The 17,096-nt window shown below is 69.5% G+C and carries 17 protein-coding genes and 2 pseudogenes; 17 read left to right on the forward strand and 2 right to left on the reverse strand.

The annotated features are described in order from the left end of the window. The first annotated feature begins 11 nt into the window (after positions 1-11). Positions 12-473, forward strand: coding sequence for an SRPBCC domain-containing protein (locus tag ACR9Y5_RS04330; protein ID WP_481296820.1), 462 nt, complete (start codon positions 12-14; stop codon positions 471-473). Between the two features lie 4 nt (positions 474-477). Here the strand turns inward: ACR9Y5_RS04330 and ACR9Y5_RS04335 are convergent, their stop codons facing one another. Beyond that, a complete protein-coding gene (locus ACR9Y5_RS04335) occupies positions 478-783 on the reverse strand; it encodes a hypothetical protein (protein ID WP_481296821.1) in 306 nt (101 codons plus the stop codon). A 69-nt stretch (positions 784-852) separates the two neighbouring features. On the opposite strand from ACR9Y5_RS04335, the pseudogene ACR9Y5_RS04340 reads away from it, so the two are divergent. The 3 genes and pseudogenes from ACR9Y5_RS04340 to ACR9Y5_RS04350 form a co-directional block, all read left to right on the forward strand. Then, positions 853-1,975: pseudogene (locus ACR9Y5_RS04340) on the forward strand (SulP family inorganic anion transporter); the annotation flags it as partial. A gap of 159 nt (positions 1,976-2,134) precedes the next feature. Next, on the forward strand, positions 2,135-2,566 hold the full coding sequence (locus ACR9Y5_RS04345) for a sodium-independent anion transporter (protein WP_481299516.1): 432 nt from the start codon (positions 2,135-2,137) through the stop codon (positions 2,564-2,566). Next, positions 2,566-3,360, forward strand: coding sequence for a patatin-like phospholipase family protein (locus ACR9Y5_RS04350; protein WP_481296822.1), 795 nt, complete (start codon positions 2,566-2,568; stop codon positions 3,358-3,360). The genes ACR9Y5_RS04345 and ACR9Y5_RS04350 overlap by 1 nt, the downstream gene beginning before the upstream one ends. A gap of 378 nt (positions 3,361-3,738) precedes the next feature. On the opposite strand, the gene ACR9Y5_RS04355 is transcribed toward ACR9Y5_RS04350, so the two are convergent. Further along, complete coding sequence (locus ACR9Y5_RS04355; protein ID WP_481296823.1) at positions 3,739-4,182, reverse strand: ester cyclase; 444 nt, start codon at positions 4,180-4,182, stop codon at positions 3,739-3,741. Between the two features lie 59 nt (positions 4,183-4,241). On the opposite strand from ACR9Y5_RS04355, the gene ACR9Y5_RS04360 reads away from it, so the two are divergent. The 13 genes and pseudogenes from ACR9Y5_RS04360 to ACR9Y5_RS04420 all read left to right on the forward strand — a co-directional run bounded on the left by ACR9Y5_RS04360 (position 4,242) and on the right by ACR9Y5_RS04420 (position 17,073). Then, positions 4,242-4,868 (forward strand): TetR/AcrR family transcriptional regulator, encoded by a 627-nt coding sequence (locus ACR9Y5_RS04360; RefSeq protein ID WP_481296824.1) that lies wholly within the window; start codon positions 4,242-4,244, stop codon positions 4,866-4,868. Positions 4,869-4,948: 80 nt separating this feature from the next. Beyond that, positions 4,949-5,515, forward strand: a complete 567-nt coding sequence (locus tag ACR9Y5_RS04365) for a GNAT family N-acetyltransferase (RefSeq protein WP_481296825.1) — start codon at positions 4,949-4,951, stop codon at positions 5,513-5,515. 48 nt (positions 5,516-5,563) lie between these two features. Continuing rightward, positions 5,564-6,223, forward strand: coding sequence for a dihydrofolate reductase family protein (locus ACR9Y5_RS04370; protein WP_481296826.1), 660 nt, complete (start codon positions 5,564-5,566; stop codon positions 6,221-6,223). Positions 6,224-6,292: 69 nt separating this feature from the next. Continuing rightward, positions 6,293-8,482: a cell wall-binding repeat-containing protein gene (locus tag ACR9Y5_RS04375; protein WP_481296827.1), complete on the forward strand. Its 2,190-nt coding sequence runs from the start codon at positions 6,293-6,295 to the stop codon at positions 8,480-8,482. Beyond that, a pseudogene (locus ACR9Y5_RS04380) lies at positions 8,483-8,857 on the forward strand (MarR family winged helix-turn-helix transcriptional regulator); the annotation flags it as partial. Positions 8,858-8,890: 33 nt separating this feature from the next. After that, complete coding sequence (locus ACR9Y5_RS04385; RefSeq protein WP_481296828.1) at positions 8,891-9,700, forward strand: methyltransferase domain-containing protein; 810 nt, start codon at positions 8,891-8,893, stop codon at positions 9,698-9,700. A 108-nt stretch (positions 9,701-9,808) separates the two neighbouring features. Then, entirely contained in the window at positions 9,809-10,195 is a 387-nt protein-coding gene (locus ACR9Y5_RS04390; RefSeq protein ID WP_481296829.1) for an SHOCT domain-containing protein, read from the forward strand. A 134-nt stretch (positions 10,196-10,329) separates the two neighbouring features. Further along, a complete protein-coding gene (locus ACR9Y5_RS04395; RefSeq protein WP_481296830.1) occupies positions 10,330-11,529 on the forward strand; it encodes a metallophosphoesterase family protein in 1,200 nt (399 codons plus the stop codon). 43 nt (positions 11,530-11,572) lie between these two features. Continuing rightward, entirely contained in the window at positions 11,573-12,088 is a 516-nt protein-coding gene (locus ACR9Y5_RS04400) for a GNAT family N-acetyltransferase (protein WP_481296831.1), read from the forward strand. 138 nt (positions 12,089-12,226) lie between these two features. Next, positions 12,227-12,760 carry an acyltransferase gene (locus tag ACR9Y5_RS04405; protein ID WP_481296832.1) on the forward strand — a complete coding sequence of 178 codons (534 nt, stop codon included), beginning with the start codon at positions 12,227-12,229 and terminating at the stop codon, positions 12,758-12,760. A gap of 67 nt (positions 12,761-12,827) precedes the next feature. After that, the gene (locus tag ACR9Y5_RS04410) at positions 12,828-13,892 is read left to right on the forward strand and encodes a DegT/DnrJ/EryC1/StrS family aminotransferase (RefSeq protein ID WP_481299517.1); all 1,065 of its coding nucleotides are present in this window, start codon (positions 12,828-12,830) and stop codon (positions 13,890-13,892) included. Further along, complete coding sequence (locus ACR9Y5_RS04415) at positions 13,889-15,934, forward strand: glycosyltransferase family 2 protein (protein ID WP_481296833.1); 2,046 nt, start codon at positions 13,889-13,891, stop codon at positions 15,932-15,934. Before ACR9Y5_RS04410 ends, ACR9Y5_RS04415 begins: the two co-directional genes overlap by 4 nt. After that, positions 15,931-17,073 (forward strand): glycosyltransferase, encoded by a 1,143-nt coding sequence (locus ACR9Y5_RS04420; RefSeq protein WP_481296834.1) that lies wholly within the window; start codon positions 15,931-15,933, stop codon positions 17,071-17,073. The genes ACR9Y5_RS04415 and ACR9Y5_RS04420 overlap by 4 nt, the downstream gene beginning before the upstream one ends. The last annotated feature ends 23 nt before the right edge of the window (positions 17,074-17,096 follow it).

Below are 17,096 nucleotides of genomic sequence, written 5' to 3' on the forward strand. Positions count from 1 at the left end.
ATCCTGTTCCCGTGACCCGCACCGACCGCGCCAGTCTTCTCGTCCACGCCCCACGGTCGCGGGTGTTCGCGGCGCTGACCGATCCGGATGCGCTGACCGTGTGGCTGCCGCCGCGAGGGATGCACGGCCGGTTCGAGACGTTCGACATGCGGTCCGGTGGCTCGTACCGGCTGGTGCTGACCTATGACGACGCCGGCGGGGCGCCGGGGAAGACGTCGGAGGACTCCGACGCCTCCGACGTGCGCATCGTCGAGGTGGTGCCGGACGAGCGCGTCCTGCAGGCGGTCGAATTCGAATCCTCGGACCCCGCTTTCACAGGCACGATGCTGATGGAGTGGAGCCTCCGGGATGCGGCCGAAGGGACCGAGGTGCGGATCGAGGCGCGCGACGTGCCGCCGGGCATCCACGCCCGCGACCATGCGCAGGGGATCACGTCGTCGCTGAGCAACCTGGCCGCGTACTTGGAGCCGTGAACGGTCAGACGGCGGACGTCCGTCGCCGGGCGACGACGAGTGCGGCCACGAGCGCCAGCACGCCGACGGCGGCGACCAGCAGACCGGACCAGAGTCCGGTGTAGTCCGGCACGAAGCCCCGCTGGGTGTACTGCGTGTACACACCGACCGGCAGCGTGACCATCGTGCTCGAACCGATCGTCGCCTGCTCGGCCGACGCCTTCGCGACGAAGCCGAGGACTACCCCGAGCACCGTCGCCATCGAGCCGATCACGACCAGCGCGACGACGAGGATGCGGCGGCTGTCGCGTCCGGGCTGCGTCACAGGCATGGGGAGACTGTAGCGGCAGACGGCCTCGCTCTCTATGCGCGCACCCCCGCGGCGCGGTATGACGGGCGCATGCCCAGGACGCGGAACGCAGGTCCGGGGCGGGTGCCCATCGTCGGTCAGCTCCGCTCCTACCAGCGCGCGTGGCTGCGGGGTGACCTGATCGCCGGGGTCACCGTGGCGGCGCTCATCGTGCCGAAGAACCTCGGGTACGCGGGGATCGCCGGGGTCCCGCTGCAGAACGGCCTGTACGCCGCGGCGGCCGGCGCGATCGTCTACGCGATCTTCGGAACCAGCCGCCAGATCTCGATGGGACCGAGTTCGGGGCTGGCGGCGGTCGCCGCGAGCGCCGTGCTCGCGGCGTCCATCAGCGGGGTGCAGGAGGTCGCGTCGTTCGTCGCCGGGATCACCGTCGCCTCCGGCATCCTGTTCCTGCTGCTCGCGATCTTCCGGCTGGGGTGGATCGCCCAGTTCCTCTCGGGCCGTCGTCACCGGGTTCCTGTTCGGCGCTGCCATCGACGTCGTCATCGGGGAGCTGCCCCGCCTGACCGGCACGAAGGCGGAGGGCGCGAACCCGATCCAGGAGTTCTTCTCGTGGCTGGGCACGCTGGGCGATGCGGACCGCACCACGGTCCTCGTCGCCATCGTCTCGCTCGTCGTCGTCTTCGGGCTGCGCGCCGTCGCCCCGCGGGTGCCTGGCGCGCTCGTTCTCGTCGTGGGCGGCCTGGTCGCCGCTGCCGTCTTCGACCTGGGGGCCAAGGGCGTCGCCCTCGTCGGCGACGTGCCGCGCGGGCTGCCCGTTCCGAAGGTCCCGGACCTCGCGCAGCTGTGGGACCACGCCGGGACGGTCGCGCTCGCCGCGGTGGCGCTGGTGCTGATCGGCTTCTCGCAGACCGCGGGCGACGCTCGCACCTTCGCCGCGAAGCACCGCTACCAGATCGACATCAACCAGGAGTCGGTGGCCCAGTCGCTCGCGAACATCACCGCTGGTCTGTTCCAGGGGATGCCCGTCTCGACCAGCCTGTCGGCGAGCTCCCTGAACGACCGGTCCGGGGCGCGCAGCGGCCTCGCCTCCCTCACCTCGGGCGTCACGGTCCTGCTGACACTGCTGTTCCTCGCCCCGCTCTTCTCGAACCTGCCGAAGGCCGTGCTCGGCGCGCTGATCATCGAGGCCGTGGTCATGGGGATGATGGACTTCCCCGAGATGCGCCGGCTCTTCCGGGTGAAGAAGACCGACTTCTGGATCGCCATCGTGGCGCTTCTCGGCACTCTCGTGTTCGGGGTGCTCGCGGGCGTCGTCATCGGCATCGGGCTCTCGCTGCTCTGGCTGGTGGCCGTCGCCACCCACCCCGACATGCCGATTCTGGGGCGCGAGCGGGGGACGCAGGTGTTTCGCGAGGCCGACGAGCATCCCGACGACGAGATCGTGCCGGATGTGGCGGTGCTCCGGTTCGACGGCGGGCTCTTCTTCGCCACCGCGGACGCGCTCGAGGACCGCCTTCGCGAGGTCATCCTCGCCCATCCCGACCTCACCGGGATCGTGCTGGACTGCGAGGGCATCGACTTCATCGACTCCCAGGGCGCATCGACGCTCGATGACATCGTCACCCTGGTTCAGGATGCGGGACTCGAGCTCCGACTCACCCGCGTGAAGCCCGGGCCGCGAGCGGTGCTCGAACGGGACGGGGTGCTCGCACGGATCGGCGCCGACCACATCCACGGCAACATCCACCGGGCGGTGGTGGCCGAGCAGGAGGACGCGCGCCGGCGCGACGCGGGAGGCTGATGGACCCCACACTTGGCCTGGTGCTCAGCGGCGGAGGGGCCTTCGGCGCCGCGCACGTGGGCGTGCTGCAGGTGCTCGCCGAGCGCGGACTGCACCCCGGGATCGTGACCGGCACGAGCTCCGGCGCACTGGTCGGCGCCGCCTACGCCGCCGGGTTCGAACCCGAGGCGATCGAGCGTGGCGCCCTGGCGTTCCGCTGGAACGCGATCGCGCGATGGTCGCTGGCGCCGCGCTGGGGGATGCTCGACACGCACGCCGTCTCGGACAGCGTCCGCCGCGTCCTCGGAACCGACCCCGCGATCGAGACCCTCCCGCGCACCTTCGGCGCGGTCGCCACCGACCTCCGCACACGCCGCGCGGTGACGATCGACCGCGGGCCGCTGAGCGTCGCCCTCCGGTCGACGATCGCGATCCCGGGGCTCCTGCCGCCCGTGATCCTCGACGGCATGCGGCTCGCCGACGGCGGCATGATCGACAACGTCCCCGTCAGCGCCGCCCGTGCGCTCGGCGCCTCGCGCGTGATCGTGGTCCGGCTCCACGCCAAGTGGGAGAACGTGCGGATGATGCGGACCGTGAACCGGACGGCGGACCTCCTCGCCGACCCGTCCGTGGTCCTCATCCAGCCGGAGATGCGGGGCATGGCGCAGTGGATGATGACGGACGTCGCGCCCCTCATCGCGGAGGGCCGCCGCGTGGCCGAGCTCGCGCTGGATGCGGCCGCGTCCCGACCCTATTGCCGTGGATCTCACGTCCGAATCCGAACACGTCGGTCTGGGGATCAATGCTGGCCTTGAAGATGAACGTGTCTACAGCGAAAACGCCATCTCCCCGTCGCCACGGACCACTTCCAGCACACGCTGGCGGCGCGGACGGCTTCCCAGCGGGAGGACCTTTGTGACTCTATTTGCCCGCAAGCGAAAATCCGAATCCGAACACCTTGGTCTGAGGATCAATGCTGGCCTTGAAGACGAACGTGTCATAGAGCGAAAACGCCATCTCGCCCTCGCTACGGACCACTTCTAGCACTCGAAGAGCACTCCTCGACTGAGGGTGAATCAGTCCAAGCTCTGCAAGTGATCATTCGCACCTCGGCGCAGAAGAGTCGCGAGTCGACTGGACACGACCGTCGACGGCTGCTGAGGGCGTCTGCGCCGCGTCTCCGAGGCGCCGCCCTACGCGGGTCGCGCGACGTCGATCCGCCCCAGCTGCAACAGGATCGCGAACCGGTCGGGCACGCCCCAGTGCTCGACGATGAGCCCGTCCCGGATGCGCGCGACGTCGATGACCGTGAAGCGGACGGTGCGCCCGGTCGGCGGCCCGAAGAACGGCCCCGTGTTGGTCGCCGTCCCTTCGGCGCGCACCCAGATCGTGTCGTCGCGCTCGGCCCAGTCGCCGACCGTGAAGTGCAGGTCGGGGAAGGCGGTGTGCACCTCCGTCATCGCCTTCTTCACCTTGGCGATGGCCTCCCCTCCGTAGCCGGCCAGTCCGAGCTGGTGCTCGACGACGTCGGGCGAGCAGAGTTCGTCGACGACCTCCGTCCGTCCGAGTGCGAAACCCTCGTGGAGCATCCGCTCGAGGATGCGGAGCGATGTGTGCTCCTGATGTGTGGACAGCATGATGGGACTCCTTAATTGCACTGCTACTGCGGTGACTGCAGTGTTACTGCAGTGAGTGCATGACTAGTATCGATCTCGTGAACGCCGACGTCAAGACCGCATCCTCGTACCGCCAGGAGCTGGCGCTCCAGACGCGGGTGAGGATCGCCTCGGCCGCCCAGACCCTGTTCGCCCGCGACGGCTACTCGGTGACGAGCATGGAGGCCATCGCCACGGAGGCCGGGGTCGGGACGCGCACCGTCTACGCCTCGTTCGGCGCCAAGCGCGAGATCCTCAACGCGATCTGCGAGCGCTGGCTGGAGCGCGCGCGTGCGCGGGAGCTCGCCGAGGAGATCCTCGAGCTGCCGGATGCGGGGCAGCGCGTCGCCGGGGCGGCCCGCTGGCTGACGGTGCTCTACTCCACCGACTTCGACGTGGTGCGCATCCTGGACGCCGCCATGGACGAGGATGCGGAGACGCAGACGCTGCTCCGCTCGAAGCTCCGCGGCCGCAACCGGGTGATGGACCGCCTGATCGCGTCCGCGGAGGACGCGCTGATCCTGCCGCTCGCCGAGGCGCAGGCGGTGTACCGGGCGTTCGCCGCCACCGGGGTCTACCTGGAACTCGTCATCAATGCCGGATGGACGCCGCAGCGTTTCCAGGCCTGGCTCACCGGGACTCTGGTCGGCCAACTGCTCGGGCACTGAGTCCCCTTGCCGTCGAGCGGCGCCGACGCTGAGAATGGCCGGGGGAGGGCCGTGTGACTGCGATCTACGCGAGTGGTCCCGTGCCATCGAGGCTCGTGACGGACGAGTTCGTCCTCCGGCCGATCGGCCCGGACGACGCGGAGTCGGACCATGCCGCCGTGATGGCGTCCCGCGAGTCCCTCCGGCTGTGGGAGCAGTCGGCGTGGCCGGAGGACGACTTCACGGTGGACGCCGATCGGCGGGATCTCGCCGACCTCGGGCAGCGTCATGCCGACCGGCGCGCCTTCACCTTCACCGTTCTGGATGCCGACGAGCGCGAGTGCCTGGGCTGCGTGTACCTGTTCCCGCCCGGGGCCACCTTCCTGGCCAGGTCCGCCGTGACGCCTCTCGGCGCCGCCCGGTGGGATGACCTGCAGCTGGTCGCCTACTTCTGGACGCGTCCCGACCGGATGGAGAACCGGATGGATGCGCGGCTGCTCGGTGCGCTCCGAGTCTGGTTCGCACAGGAGTGGTCGGTGCAGCGGGTCGTCTTCGTCGCGAGCGAGCTGTTCTCACAGCAGGTGGACCTTCTCACGAACGCGGGCCTGAGCAGGATGTTCGAGCTCCACGAGCCGGGGAAGCCCGCTGCCTACCTCGCCTTCGGCTGACGCGACGCCCCTTGCCGCCTGCAGGCTGCGTGTGGTCGGGTGGGCTCCATGGGACGCGTGATCTGCGACATGTCCGTCTCGCTCGACGGCTACGTGACGGGCCCGAACGACAGCCGGGCAAATCCTTTCGGCGACGGCGCGGAGGATCTGCACGCGTGGCTGCGTCCGGAGGCGGACGACGACGACCGAGCGGTGCTGCAGTCGGCCATCGAGAAAGCCGGGGCGGTGGTCATGGGCCGGCGGTCGTTCGAGAAGAACGAGGGCGACGGCGGATGGGGCGACGGCGGTCCGCTGGGCGACATCCCGTGCTTCGTGGTCACGCATGAGCCGCCCACGCGGCCGTACCCTCCCGTCTTCACGTTCGTCGCGGACGGCGTGCCCGCCACGATCGCCCGGGCGCAGCAGGAGGCCGGCGACAAGGATGTGCACCTGTTCGGCGCGACCGTCATGCAGCAGGCGCTTCCGCTCAGGCTGGTCGACGAGCTGCACCTCCACGTGATGCCGCTCCTCATCGGCGGCGGCACCCGCCTCTTCGGCGCCCTCCCGTCGGCGATCGCGCTCGAGCTGCACCGGCGCGACGATCACGCCGCTCGCCACGCACCTGAACTACCGCGTGCTGAACGCGGCGCGCTGACTCCGGCGGGCGGGATCTGGGCCGGCGCTGCACCCCGAATGGGGCGCTACGAAGCGAGATGCGCTGGCGCATAGACTCAATCGCCCGCAGAGATCCCGCCGGGTTGCCCGCGTAGCAGGTGCGCACCCGGAGGAGGCCCCGTCGTGGCGGGTCATGCTGTCAAGCGCTTCGTGTCGGTCCTCGCGGTGCTCGGCACCGCCTCCGTTGCGGGACTCACCGCAGCGCATCCGGCGCAGGCGACTCCAGCCTCGCCGACCGTGCCCACTGCCGCCGTGCGGAGGGTGCCGCTCTCGCATCCCGCACAAGCCGGCTCGCTCATCTCAGACGCGCTCGGCGACGTCTGGAGTCTTGAGGACGAAGGCCTCACCGAGGTCCATCCCGACGCGACGACGACCTTCTTCCCCACCACGGCAGGGCGGAGGGCTCTCAACTTCGCGGTCGCTCCGAATGGTGATGTCTGGTACGTATCCGAAGCGCTAGATTCCGCCGTCAACTTCGTGAGTCGACTGAACGCCGCCGGAACCCTCTCGGACTTCGCGGACGGATCTCTCGGAGCTCTCGACATCGGCCCGGACGGGACGGTGTGGCAACTGGTATATCCCAACGGCATCGCCCGGATCGGCGCCGACGGAACGATCACCCGCTTCGCCACCCAAGGGGACGTGAGCGAACACACCTTCGGTGCCGATGGCACCCTCTGGTACGGGGCCGGAAGGAACATCGGATGGATCTCACCGACGCAGTCGTCCACGACCCCCGCGACGGTGACGATCGCCCGGTCCGAGGTTGCAGGTTCGAGCATGCTGGCGGGGGCCGGCGGCTCCATCTGGCTCTCCATCGGGGGCGAGATCGGAAACATCAGCGCCTCCGGAGTATTGACGCAGTATCCCCTCCCCGGCTTTACGACGCCGGCCGATCTGACGGCCACCGCGAGCGGTGACGTCTGGTTCACTGCGAGCGGCCCCAACGGGGCGCCGTACGTCGGCAAGATCACCCCAGCGGGGCAGCTGTCGCAGTTCGATATCGGGGCCGATCCGACGACGACGCTCGGCAACATGGTGAAGGGCCCTGGCGAGACCATGTGGCTGTCGAGCCAGACGCAGTACCCGCCGCGGGGCCTCGGCTATCACGACGACGTCATCCGCGTGACGCCGGACGGGACCGTCACGTCGTACCTCGAGGAAGAGTACGACGACCGCATCTCCTTGACCGCGGGTCCGGACGGGACGATCTGGTACCAGACGGAGTACGACGGTGGTCTGTCCGCGCCCGACGAGTGGCGCAACCGCTACACGGCGACGCTTTCGCCTGACGGGGTCGTCCAGAACCGGGCGTTGACGGGGGTGTACGCCGAGGGTCTCGCATTCGACGGCTCCGGCCATGCGTGGACACTCGAGCCGATGGCCCTCACCCTCGACGAAATCCAGCCGACCACGACGACGCGCGTCTCGTCGTACGACCGCTTCGCGACGTCGGTGGCGATCGCGCAGGCCAACTATCCCTCGACCGCTCCGATCGTCTTCGTGGCGTCTGGCACCAACTATCCGGATGCGTTGTCCGCCGGGCCGGCCGCCGCCGTATCCGGCGGCCCGCTGCTGCTGACCGCGCCAGGTTTCCTCCCTCAGGAGGTGGCGGACGAGATCACGAGCCTCTCGCCGGCGAAGATCGTGGTCGTGGGCGGCCCGAACGCCGTCTCTGACGACGTGGTCGGCCAGCTCGGCCGGATCGCTCCGACCACACGAGTCTTCGGCGTCGACCGGTACGACACCTCTCGCACGATCGTCAAAGACTTCTTCCCCGCGGGCGCTGCAGATGTCTACATCGCGACTGCCTCCAACTTCCCCGACGCGCTCGCCGCCGGGGCGGCCGCCGGCTCCCAGGGCTTTCCCCTCCTGCTGGTCAACGGCTCGGCCACCACCCTGGACAACCCGACCGCCGCGCTCATGGGCACGCTGAGACCCGCTCGGATCCTCGTCGCCGGAGGGCCGAATGTCGTCTCTCAATCGCTCGCACAACAACTCAGCAGCATCACCCTGACCACCCGGCTGTCCGGCGCGGACCGCTTCGAGACGGCAGCCGCTATCGACGAGTTCGCATACCCGAGCACGTCGACCATTCCGAACGCGATGATCGCTACCGGTTTGAACTTCCCCGACGCGCTGGCGGCTTCCGCATGGGCAGCCTCCACCCGGTCTCCGTTGTTCGTCGCTCTGCCGGGATGCGTCCCGCCCCGAACGCTGGGCGACATCGTCGACCGGAAATCGCCGCAGGTGACGGTGGTCGGCGGGACCGGGGTGCTCGCGCCCGCGGTCGACGTGCTCACCAGTTGCTGAATCCGGCGGGCGGGTCGCACCGCGATCACCCACTACTCGTGCCTCGAGCTGCTGGCCCAGCGTCCCGGGCTGTCCAACTCGGAACTGGCGCGCGGCGCGTTCGTGACCCGGCAGTCGATGAACGTGCTGCTACGGGCGCTGGAGCGCGACGGCTCCGTGGTGCGGGCGACCGAGGCGCCGGTCGGCAAGGCGCTCCCGACGCGGCTCAGCCCGCGCGGCCGGCGCGCCCTCGCGGTGGCGACGGCCGCCGTACGGGACGTGGAGATGCGGATGCTCAGCGGACTGAGCGACGAGGAGCAGGCGGTCGCGACCACGATCCTGCGCCGGATGGTCGCGTCGCTGCGGTCCGGGCGGGAGGACGTGGCGGGCGCCTGACGCCGCCGGTGCCGTCCCTGGCAGGATGCAGGTATGGAAGACGCCGCATTCGAGGAGCTCATCGCCATCGGCGAGCGGGCCGACGTCACAGGCTGGGACTTCTCGTGGCTCGACGGTCGCGCCACCGAGGAGCGCCCGCCGTGGGGATACGCGCGGCAGCTGACCGCACGCCTCCGCCACGCTCACTCCTGGCTCGACGTCCAGACCGGAGGCGGGGAGGTGGTGGCCCGCGCGGAGGTCTTCCCGCCCACCGCTGTGGTGACCGAGTCGTGGCCGCCCAACGTCGTGAAGGCGACCCGGCTGCTCCACCCGCGCGGCGTCGTCGTGGTGCGCGACCCGGACGAGCCTCCGCTTCCGTTCGCGGACGGGGCGTTCGACCTCGTCACCAGCCGCCATCCTGCGACGATCTGGTGGGACGAGCTCGCCCGTGTGCTGTCGCCGGGCGGAACGTACTTCGCGCAGCACGTCGGACCGTCCAGCGCGTTCGAGCTGATCGAGTTCTTCCTCGGTCCGTTGCCGGAGGCGCGTCGTGGGCGCCACCACGACGACGAGGCCGCAGCCGCCCGGCGGGCGGGCCTCGATGTGGTCGACCTCCGCACGGCCAGGACCCGGATCGAGATCTACGACATCGCCGCCGTGGTCTACCTCCTGCGCAAGGTGATCTGGTGGGTGCCGGGCTTCACGGTCGACGCCTATCGGGACCGGTTGCGCGACCTGGATGCGCTGATCCGGCGGGACGGGAAGTTCGTCACCTACTCGTCACGCCACCTGATCGAGGCGCGCAAGCCGTCGTCCCCTGAGGAGGCCGAGCCGCACCGCCGTCCGGACCGCATCGATGCGTGAGGTGGGCTGAGCTCGGCGTTGATCGCTGCCTAGCCGCGCTCGACCCGGCCGTCGTACCGTCAGGCCACGCGGGGCGAACAACCGTTCCGTGGAGCGATCGGAGCCGTCATGAGTTTCTGGGATTTCCTCGTCTGGTCCTTCTGGTTCTACCTGGTTGTCGTGTGCATCTCGATCTTCATCCGGGTGATCATCGACATCTTCCGGGACCCTGAGCTGAACGGCTGGGCGAAGGCACTGTGGGTGCTGTTCATCGTGATCGTGCCGTTCCTGGGCGCCTTCGTCTACCTGATCGCACGCGGCGGGCGCATGGCCCAGCGCAGCGCGGCCGGGGCGATGGAGGCGCAGGTCGAGTCGGCGAACTACATCCGGAACGTGGCGGGCAGCAGCTCGCCGGCCTCCGAGATCGAGTCGGCGAAACGGCTGCTCGACAGCGGCGCCATCACCGCGACGGAGTTCGACACCCTGAAGACGAAGGCGCTCGCCGGCACAGCGTGATCCGGCGCGCATCCTGAGAGCCTCCGCAGGCGTCATTCACCCGGATGACGCCTGCGGTTCATCCGGGCGTCGCCGGGCACCGGAAACCTGCTGTGGCACGCGGCCGTCGACGACCGCCACTCCAGGAGGCTCCCATGCGCACGCGCACCCGTACCGGCACCCGCAAGACGTCGCTCATTGCGGCCGGGGTCATCGCCGCGACCCTGTTCGGCACTGCGGCGGCCGTCGCCGTCCCTGTGATCCAGGGGGACTGGCCGTACGCCGCCCAGAGCACAGGAGCGGATGCGAAGACCTACACCCTCGCGGCGGTCGGCGACATCGCGTGCGAGCCGGACGACGACGACAACGATGCCAACCCGGCAGCCCTCAAGTGCGGCAGCCCGAGCCTCGGCGGCTACGACGCCGAGTTCGCGACCGCGAAGCAGACCGACGCGATGAAGCCGGATGCGGTGGCGCTGCTCGGGGACGAGCAGTACCAGGTCGGCAAGCTGAGCGACTTCGAGGGGTCGTTCGAGCAGGCGTGGGGCGGGCTCAAGTTCCTGGAGCGCCCGGCGCCCGGAAACCACGAGTACTACTCGTACACGAAGAAGGGCGACAACGAGGCCGGCCAGAACGGAAACGGCTACTTCGCCTACTTCAACGGGCACGACCAGTCCGGCGCGCCGAACACGGCGGGCCAGGCGGGCGACGACACCAGCACGAACCAGGGCTGGTACTCGTACGACCTCGGCAACTGGCACATCGTCTCGCTCAACGTCGAGTGCAACTCGCCGGCCTTCGGCAACGACTGCTCGACGACCGATCAGGGCCTGCTCGCCCAGGAGACCCGCTGGCTCGCGGACGACCTCGCGCACAACCAGAAGCAGTGCACGATCGCCTACTGGCACCAGCCCACGTTCTCGGCGACCACCGCCTCCACCGCGACCGTCCCGGCCTCGGCGCCCGGCGCCGGCGGACAGGAGGGCCAGGTGGCGGACGCCTGGTGGAAGCTGCTCTACGCGAACCACGCGACCCTCATCCTGAACGGCCACGAGCACGCATACGCCCGCTTCCAGCCGATGGACCCGGCCGGCCAGGTCGACACCAAGCACGGCATCCCGGAGTTCATCGTCGGGACGGGCGGCGAGGCGCTCGACACGCTGGCGAAGAACGCGGACGGCACCTTCGCCAACCCGAACGTGGTCACCGGCTACGACCAGGGGTTCGGGACGATGAAGCTGACGCTCGGGCAGCACGGCTACTCGTTCTCGTACGCACCGGCCCTGCAGGGCCCGGGCCTCGGTGCGTCGGCGCTGAACTACTCGGACTCCGGTTCGGGCACCTGCAACCGCTGACCCCCCGGACCAGCTCGCCGGCCGCGCGGGCGATACTGGACAGGTGACCACCACCTTCGTCATCCGCCCCGCATCCGCCGACGAGTACCCCGCGATCGGCGAGCTCACCCACTCGGCCTACACGCACGACTACGACGACCTGCCCTCGAAGTACCGCGAAGAGCTGAAGCACCCCGAAACGCTCGCCGGCGAGTACGAGTTCTTCGTCGCCGAGGACGTGCGCACCGGTGAGCTGCTCGGCACGATCGCCCTGCTCAAGCAGGGACTCGACGACGGAGGCCGGATCGGCGCGGACGAGCTGTACTTCCGTCTGCTCGCCACCCACCCGGACGCGCGCGGCCGCGGGATCGGGATCGCGCTCACCGAGTTCGCGATGGAGCAGGCGGCCGCTCGCGGCCAGAATGCGGTCGTCATGAACAGCGGACCGGACATGGTGGGCGCCCATGCCCTCTACCGCAAGCTGGGCTTCAGCCGCCGTTCCGAGCGGGAGGGCACCATCGTGCTCCCCGACGGCCGTACCTTCCAGCTGCTCACCTTCGTGCGCGAACTGACGGCGTGACCGAGATCGGTGACCCTCATTCACGCCCCTGCTCCGTCGTCTGGGAAACCGGTCGATTTCAGATAGCTCGCGTTTCTATATACCCTGCATTCGTGCCGGAAACCTGGACCGTCTACCACGGGTTCACCGATACCACGAGTGCCGACGACTGAGCCCGGGGGGAATGTGCAGACCATCTACGAAAGCGCCCGCATCATTGGGCGTGAGAACATCCACTTCGGCGACCCGGTGCTGATCGACGACTTCGTGCTCGTCGTGGCCCGGGAACCGATCACGCTCGGCGACTACGTGCACCTGGCGTGCTTCTCGTCCATCACGGGAGGGCAGGAGGTCCGGCTCGGCGACTTCGTCGCGCTGTCCCAGGGCGCGCGCATCCTGACCGGCACCGACGACTTCACCGGCCCCGGCTTCGGCAACTCGACGCTCGACGAGGCGTACCGCAACACCACGCGCGCACCCGTCACCGTCGGGCGCTTCTGCGTCATCGGGGCGAACGCCGTCGTCCTCCCCGGCGTCACCATCGGGGAGGGCGCCACCGTCGGCGCAAACACCGTCGTGACGCGCGACCTGGAGCCGTGGGGCGTCTACCTCGGGAACAGAAGGCTGCGCGACCGCGACCGCGAGGGAGTCCTCGCGGGCCACCGCGCCTTCGAGGAGGGCCGGAAGCCGTGAACACCCCCCTGCCGTTCGAGCGGCCGGTCTACGTGAGCCGGCCCGCCCTCCCCCGCTGACCGACTACATCCGCAGACTCGAGACCATCTGGGCCTCGAACATCCTCACCAACATGGGCCCGATGCACGAGATGCTCGAGCTCGCGGTGGGGGAGCGCACCGGATCCGGCCGGGTCTCCCTCTGGAACAACGGGATGAGCGCGCTGATCGCGGCCGTCAGCTCCCTGCAGCTCGAGCGTCGCTCGATCGCGGTGACGCCGTTCACCTTCCCCGCGACGGTGCACGCGATCTCGCTGCTCGGCCTGGAGCCGGTCTTCGTGGACATCGACGACACGCTCACGCTCGACCCGGCGAAGCTCGAGGAAGCGATCGACTCCGAGGTGGGCGCCGTGATGGGCACCCACGTCTACGGGCGGTTCTGCGACACCGCGGCGATCGACGCGATCGCCCGCCGGAACGACCTCCGGGTCATCTACGACGGCGCGCACATCTTCGGCCGCTCCGCGCCCGTGATCGGCGGCGAGCCGCACCGCCTCGGCGACATCACGATGCTCAGCTTCCACGCCACCAAGCTGTTCCACTCGGTGGAGGGCGGCGCCCTGATCACGGCGGACCAGGACGTGGACCGGCGGCTCCGGCTCATCCGCAACTTCGGCATCGTCAACGAGAACGACGTCAAGGGCCTCGGCCTCAACGGCAAGATGTCCGAGGTCCACGCCGCGATGGGCCTCTCCATGCTCGACCTCATCGACGCGGAGATCGACCAGCGGCAGGCCGTCGCGAACCGGTACCTGGAGGCGCTCGCCGGCATTCCCGGCATCCGCGTCGTCTCCGGAGGCGACGGCATCGTGCAGTACTTCGTTCTCCGCGTCGATGCCGAGGAGTTCGGCAGCACGCGCGACGACTTGCACACCACGCTCCGTTCCCTCAACGTGATCAGCCGCAAGTACTTCTCGCCGCTGTGCAGCGACTTCGAGCCGTACAACGAGCTCCCGAGCGCGAAGCACCTGCCGGTCGCACGGAAGGCGGCCCAGGAGGTCATCGCCCTGCCGCTCTACGGCGGGCTGAGCCTGGAGGACGCGGATCGGATCGCGGACATCGTCCGCTGGCACCAGAAAGGCGGAGTGCTGTGACGGCTCCCGTGGCGACCGTTCTCCTGGTCACCCATAATCACCTGCAGTTCATCGACCGGGCCATCGCCTCCATCGAGTCGCAGGACTGCGCGTACCCGTTCGAGGTCGTCGTCGCCGACGACGACTCGAGCGACGGCACCCGGGAGCGGCTGCTCGCCTGGGCGGAGAGCAGCGACCTCGACATCACGGTGCTGGAGGAGGCGCCCCGTCTCGGCATCACGTTGAACTATGCGCGCGGCTTCTCGTCGGCGCGTGGTGAGTTCATCGCGGTGCTGGAGGGCGACGACGAGTGGATCTCGGTCGACAAGCTGCGCCTCCAGATCGACCACCTGCTCGACCACCCGGAGCACTCGATGGTCGCCTGCCGCGTGCTGCTGCACGACGAGTCGACGGGCGCAGCCAGCATCGCCCCCGCCATCGGGTTCTCGCGGATGTCCACCTCGGTGAACGCGCGCCGGCTCGCGGAGGTCAACTGGTTCGCGACCTTCTCGGCGTGCATGTACCGGGCCGACGCCCTCGAGCGGCTCTCACCGGAGGTGTTCGAGATCACCTCGTACGACTGGATGGTGAACCTCTCGCTGCTCGCGTTCGGCGACGCCGGGTTCATCCCCCAGGTGCTCACCCTCTACCGCCAGCATTCGGGCGGGGAGTGGTCGAAGACCTCGCGCCGGGAGCGCGACGAGCGCATCCGCCGCCTGCTCCCGCGCTACATCGAGCTGTCGACGCCCGAGGTGCAGGTCGAGCTCACCCGGCTGCTGCACGACCTGGAGGCGCGGGCCGTGCAGCTCGCGGACGTGCTCGACGGTCCGGCCGGCCCGCTGCCCTCCGAGGTCGCCCTGCCCATCCCGCGCATGATCGGCCCGGCGCCGCGCGTCTCCGTGGTGATGACCTCCTACAACCACGAGCGGTGGATCGAGGAAGCGATCTCGAGCGTGCTGGACCAGACGGTCACCGACCTGGAGCTGATCGTCGTCGACGACGCGTCCAAGGACCGCTCGATGGAGGTCGTCGCTCGCTTCGCGGACCCGCGGATGCGCGTCTACCGCTTCGACACCAACCAGGGCGCCGCGTCGGCGCTGAACTTCGCGATCCAGCAGGCGCGCGCCGAATTCGTCGCGGTGATCAACTCCGACGACGCGTGGGAGCTGCACAAGCTGCAGCGCCAGCTGGACGCCTTCGAGGCCAACCCCGACGTCGGCGCGGTGTTCACGAGCGCCCGCTTCGTCGGCGAGGACGGCGAGCTCCTGGCGCCGGAGCGCATCCCGCACTGGCACAACGTCTTCCGGCAGCGCAACCGGTCGCAGGCGCAGTGGCTGCGCTATTTCTTCGAGAACGGGAACGCGCTCTGCCACCCCAGCGTGCTGATCCGCCGGCAGTTCTACATCGAGCACGGGCTCTACGACAACCGGATGCGCCAGCTGCCGGACTTCGACCGCTGGATCGCCCTGGTCAAGCACTGGCCCATCCATGTGCTCGGCGACGAGGACCTCGTGCGCTTCCGCCTGCTCGAGGCGGAGCAGAACGCGAGCGCGAACAGCCGGGCGAACGTCATCCGCGGCTTCAACGAGCACATCGCGGTGGACGAGCGCTTCTTCGACGGCTGCAGCGACCAGCTCCTGATCGAGGCGTTCGGCGACGTGATGGTGAACCCGCACTTCACCTTCCCCGACGAGCGGGCCTGCGAGATCGCGCTGCTCTGGTGCAACCTGCCCTGCGCCATGTCCGAGCCGAACCGGGTGCACGGACTGCGCTGCCTGCGGATGCTCCTGGGCGACGAGAACACGGAGCTGCTGATGCGCTCCCGCTACGGGTTCACCGAGCTGAGCCTCCACGCGCTGGCGGGCACCGAGATCCATGAGATGTCCGACGCGACCCGGCAGTGGCTCTCGCAGCTGGAACAGGGCGAGACGTGGCGCGGAGCGGTCATGACCACCCCGAGCGGGGAGCTGGCGCGCCACGTCTGGGCGCGGATGCGCGAGGTCCCGGTCCGCTCGTGGCCCCAGCGCGCGGTGCGGCAGTTCCGGCAGGTGGTGGGCCGGTGACGTCGCCGAAGGGGGTCGTCGTCCTCGACGACATCTTCCCCGATCTGGCCACCGGCTTCCGCGTCGCGGAGTTCAATTGGCTGCTGCGGCGGCACGCCGTGTCCCGCGTGCTGACGACCCAGCCGCTGCTGCACCAGCTTCCGCCCTACGCGGCGCGGTACCCGGAGTTCGTGGACCGGATCGGCCACTACTCGAAGGGCGAACTCGCGGGCGCCTCGCTAGCCTGGATGACCTTCCTCAACAACGCCGCCTACTACCTCGACGACCTGGAGGAGACGGGGACACCCTTCGTCGTCACGCTCTACCCGGGCGGCGGGCTGTACCTCGGCGACCCGGACGCGGAGCGCAAGCTGGAGCGGGTGCTCGCCTCCCCGCTGCTGCGGCACGTCATCACGACGCAGTCGCTGGTGACCGAGCACGTGCGAGAACGGGCTCCGGAGGTGCCGCTCACGGAGATCCTGGGCGTCGTCGTCAGCCCGCTCTACCTCGGCCCCGGGGCGGGCTTCCGCACCGACTACTACGCGCCCGGTTCGGCGAACGGGACGCCGGCCCTGCGGCTGGCGTTCGCCGCGCACAAGTACACCGAGGGCGGTCGGGACAAGGGCTACGACGTGTTCCTCGACACGGTCCGCGGTCTTCGGAACGCCGGAGTCCCGCTGGACGTCCACGTGATCGGCGGTTTCACGGAGAGCGACCTCGACGTGTCCGACCTGCAGGGCGTCCTCACCTTCCACGGCCTCCTCGAGACCAAGGAGCTGCGCACCGCGTACAGCACCATGGACCTGATCGTCTCGCCGAATCGCCCCGGCGTCCTGTCGTCGCACGCCTTCGACGGCTTCCCGCTCGGCTCGGTGGTGGAGGCCGCACTGTGCGGGGCCGGGATCGTCGCGACCGACGCACTCGACCAGAACCGGATGTTCATGGACGGGCGGAACATCCTCATCGTCCAGCCGGACGCCGACAACATCGTGCACCGCATCCTGGAGCTGATGGAGGCGCCGGGCGGCATCGCACGGCTCGCGCAGGCAGGCCTCTCGGTGGCACGCCGTCACTACGGCGTCGACAGCCAGCTCTGGGGTCGCCTCCGGGTGATGGAGGCTGCGCTGGCGGCCGAGCCGGTAGCCGAGCCGGTCGCCTGAGCGGCCGGCCCTGCGGCCGCCCG

It is taken from the genome of Leifsonia sp. KNZ13-11D, assembly GCF_056754895.1.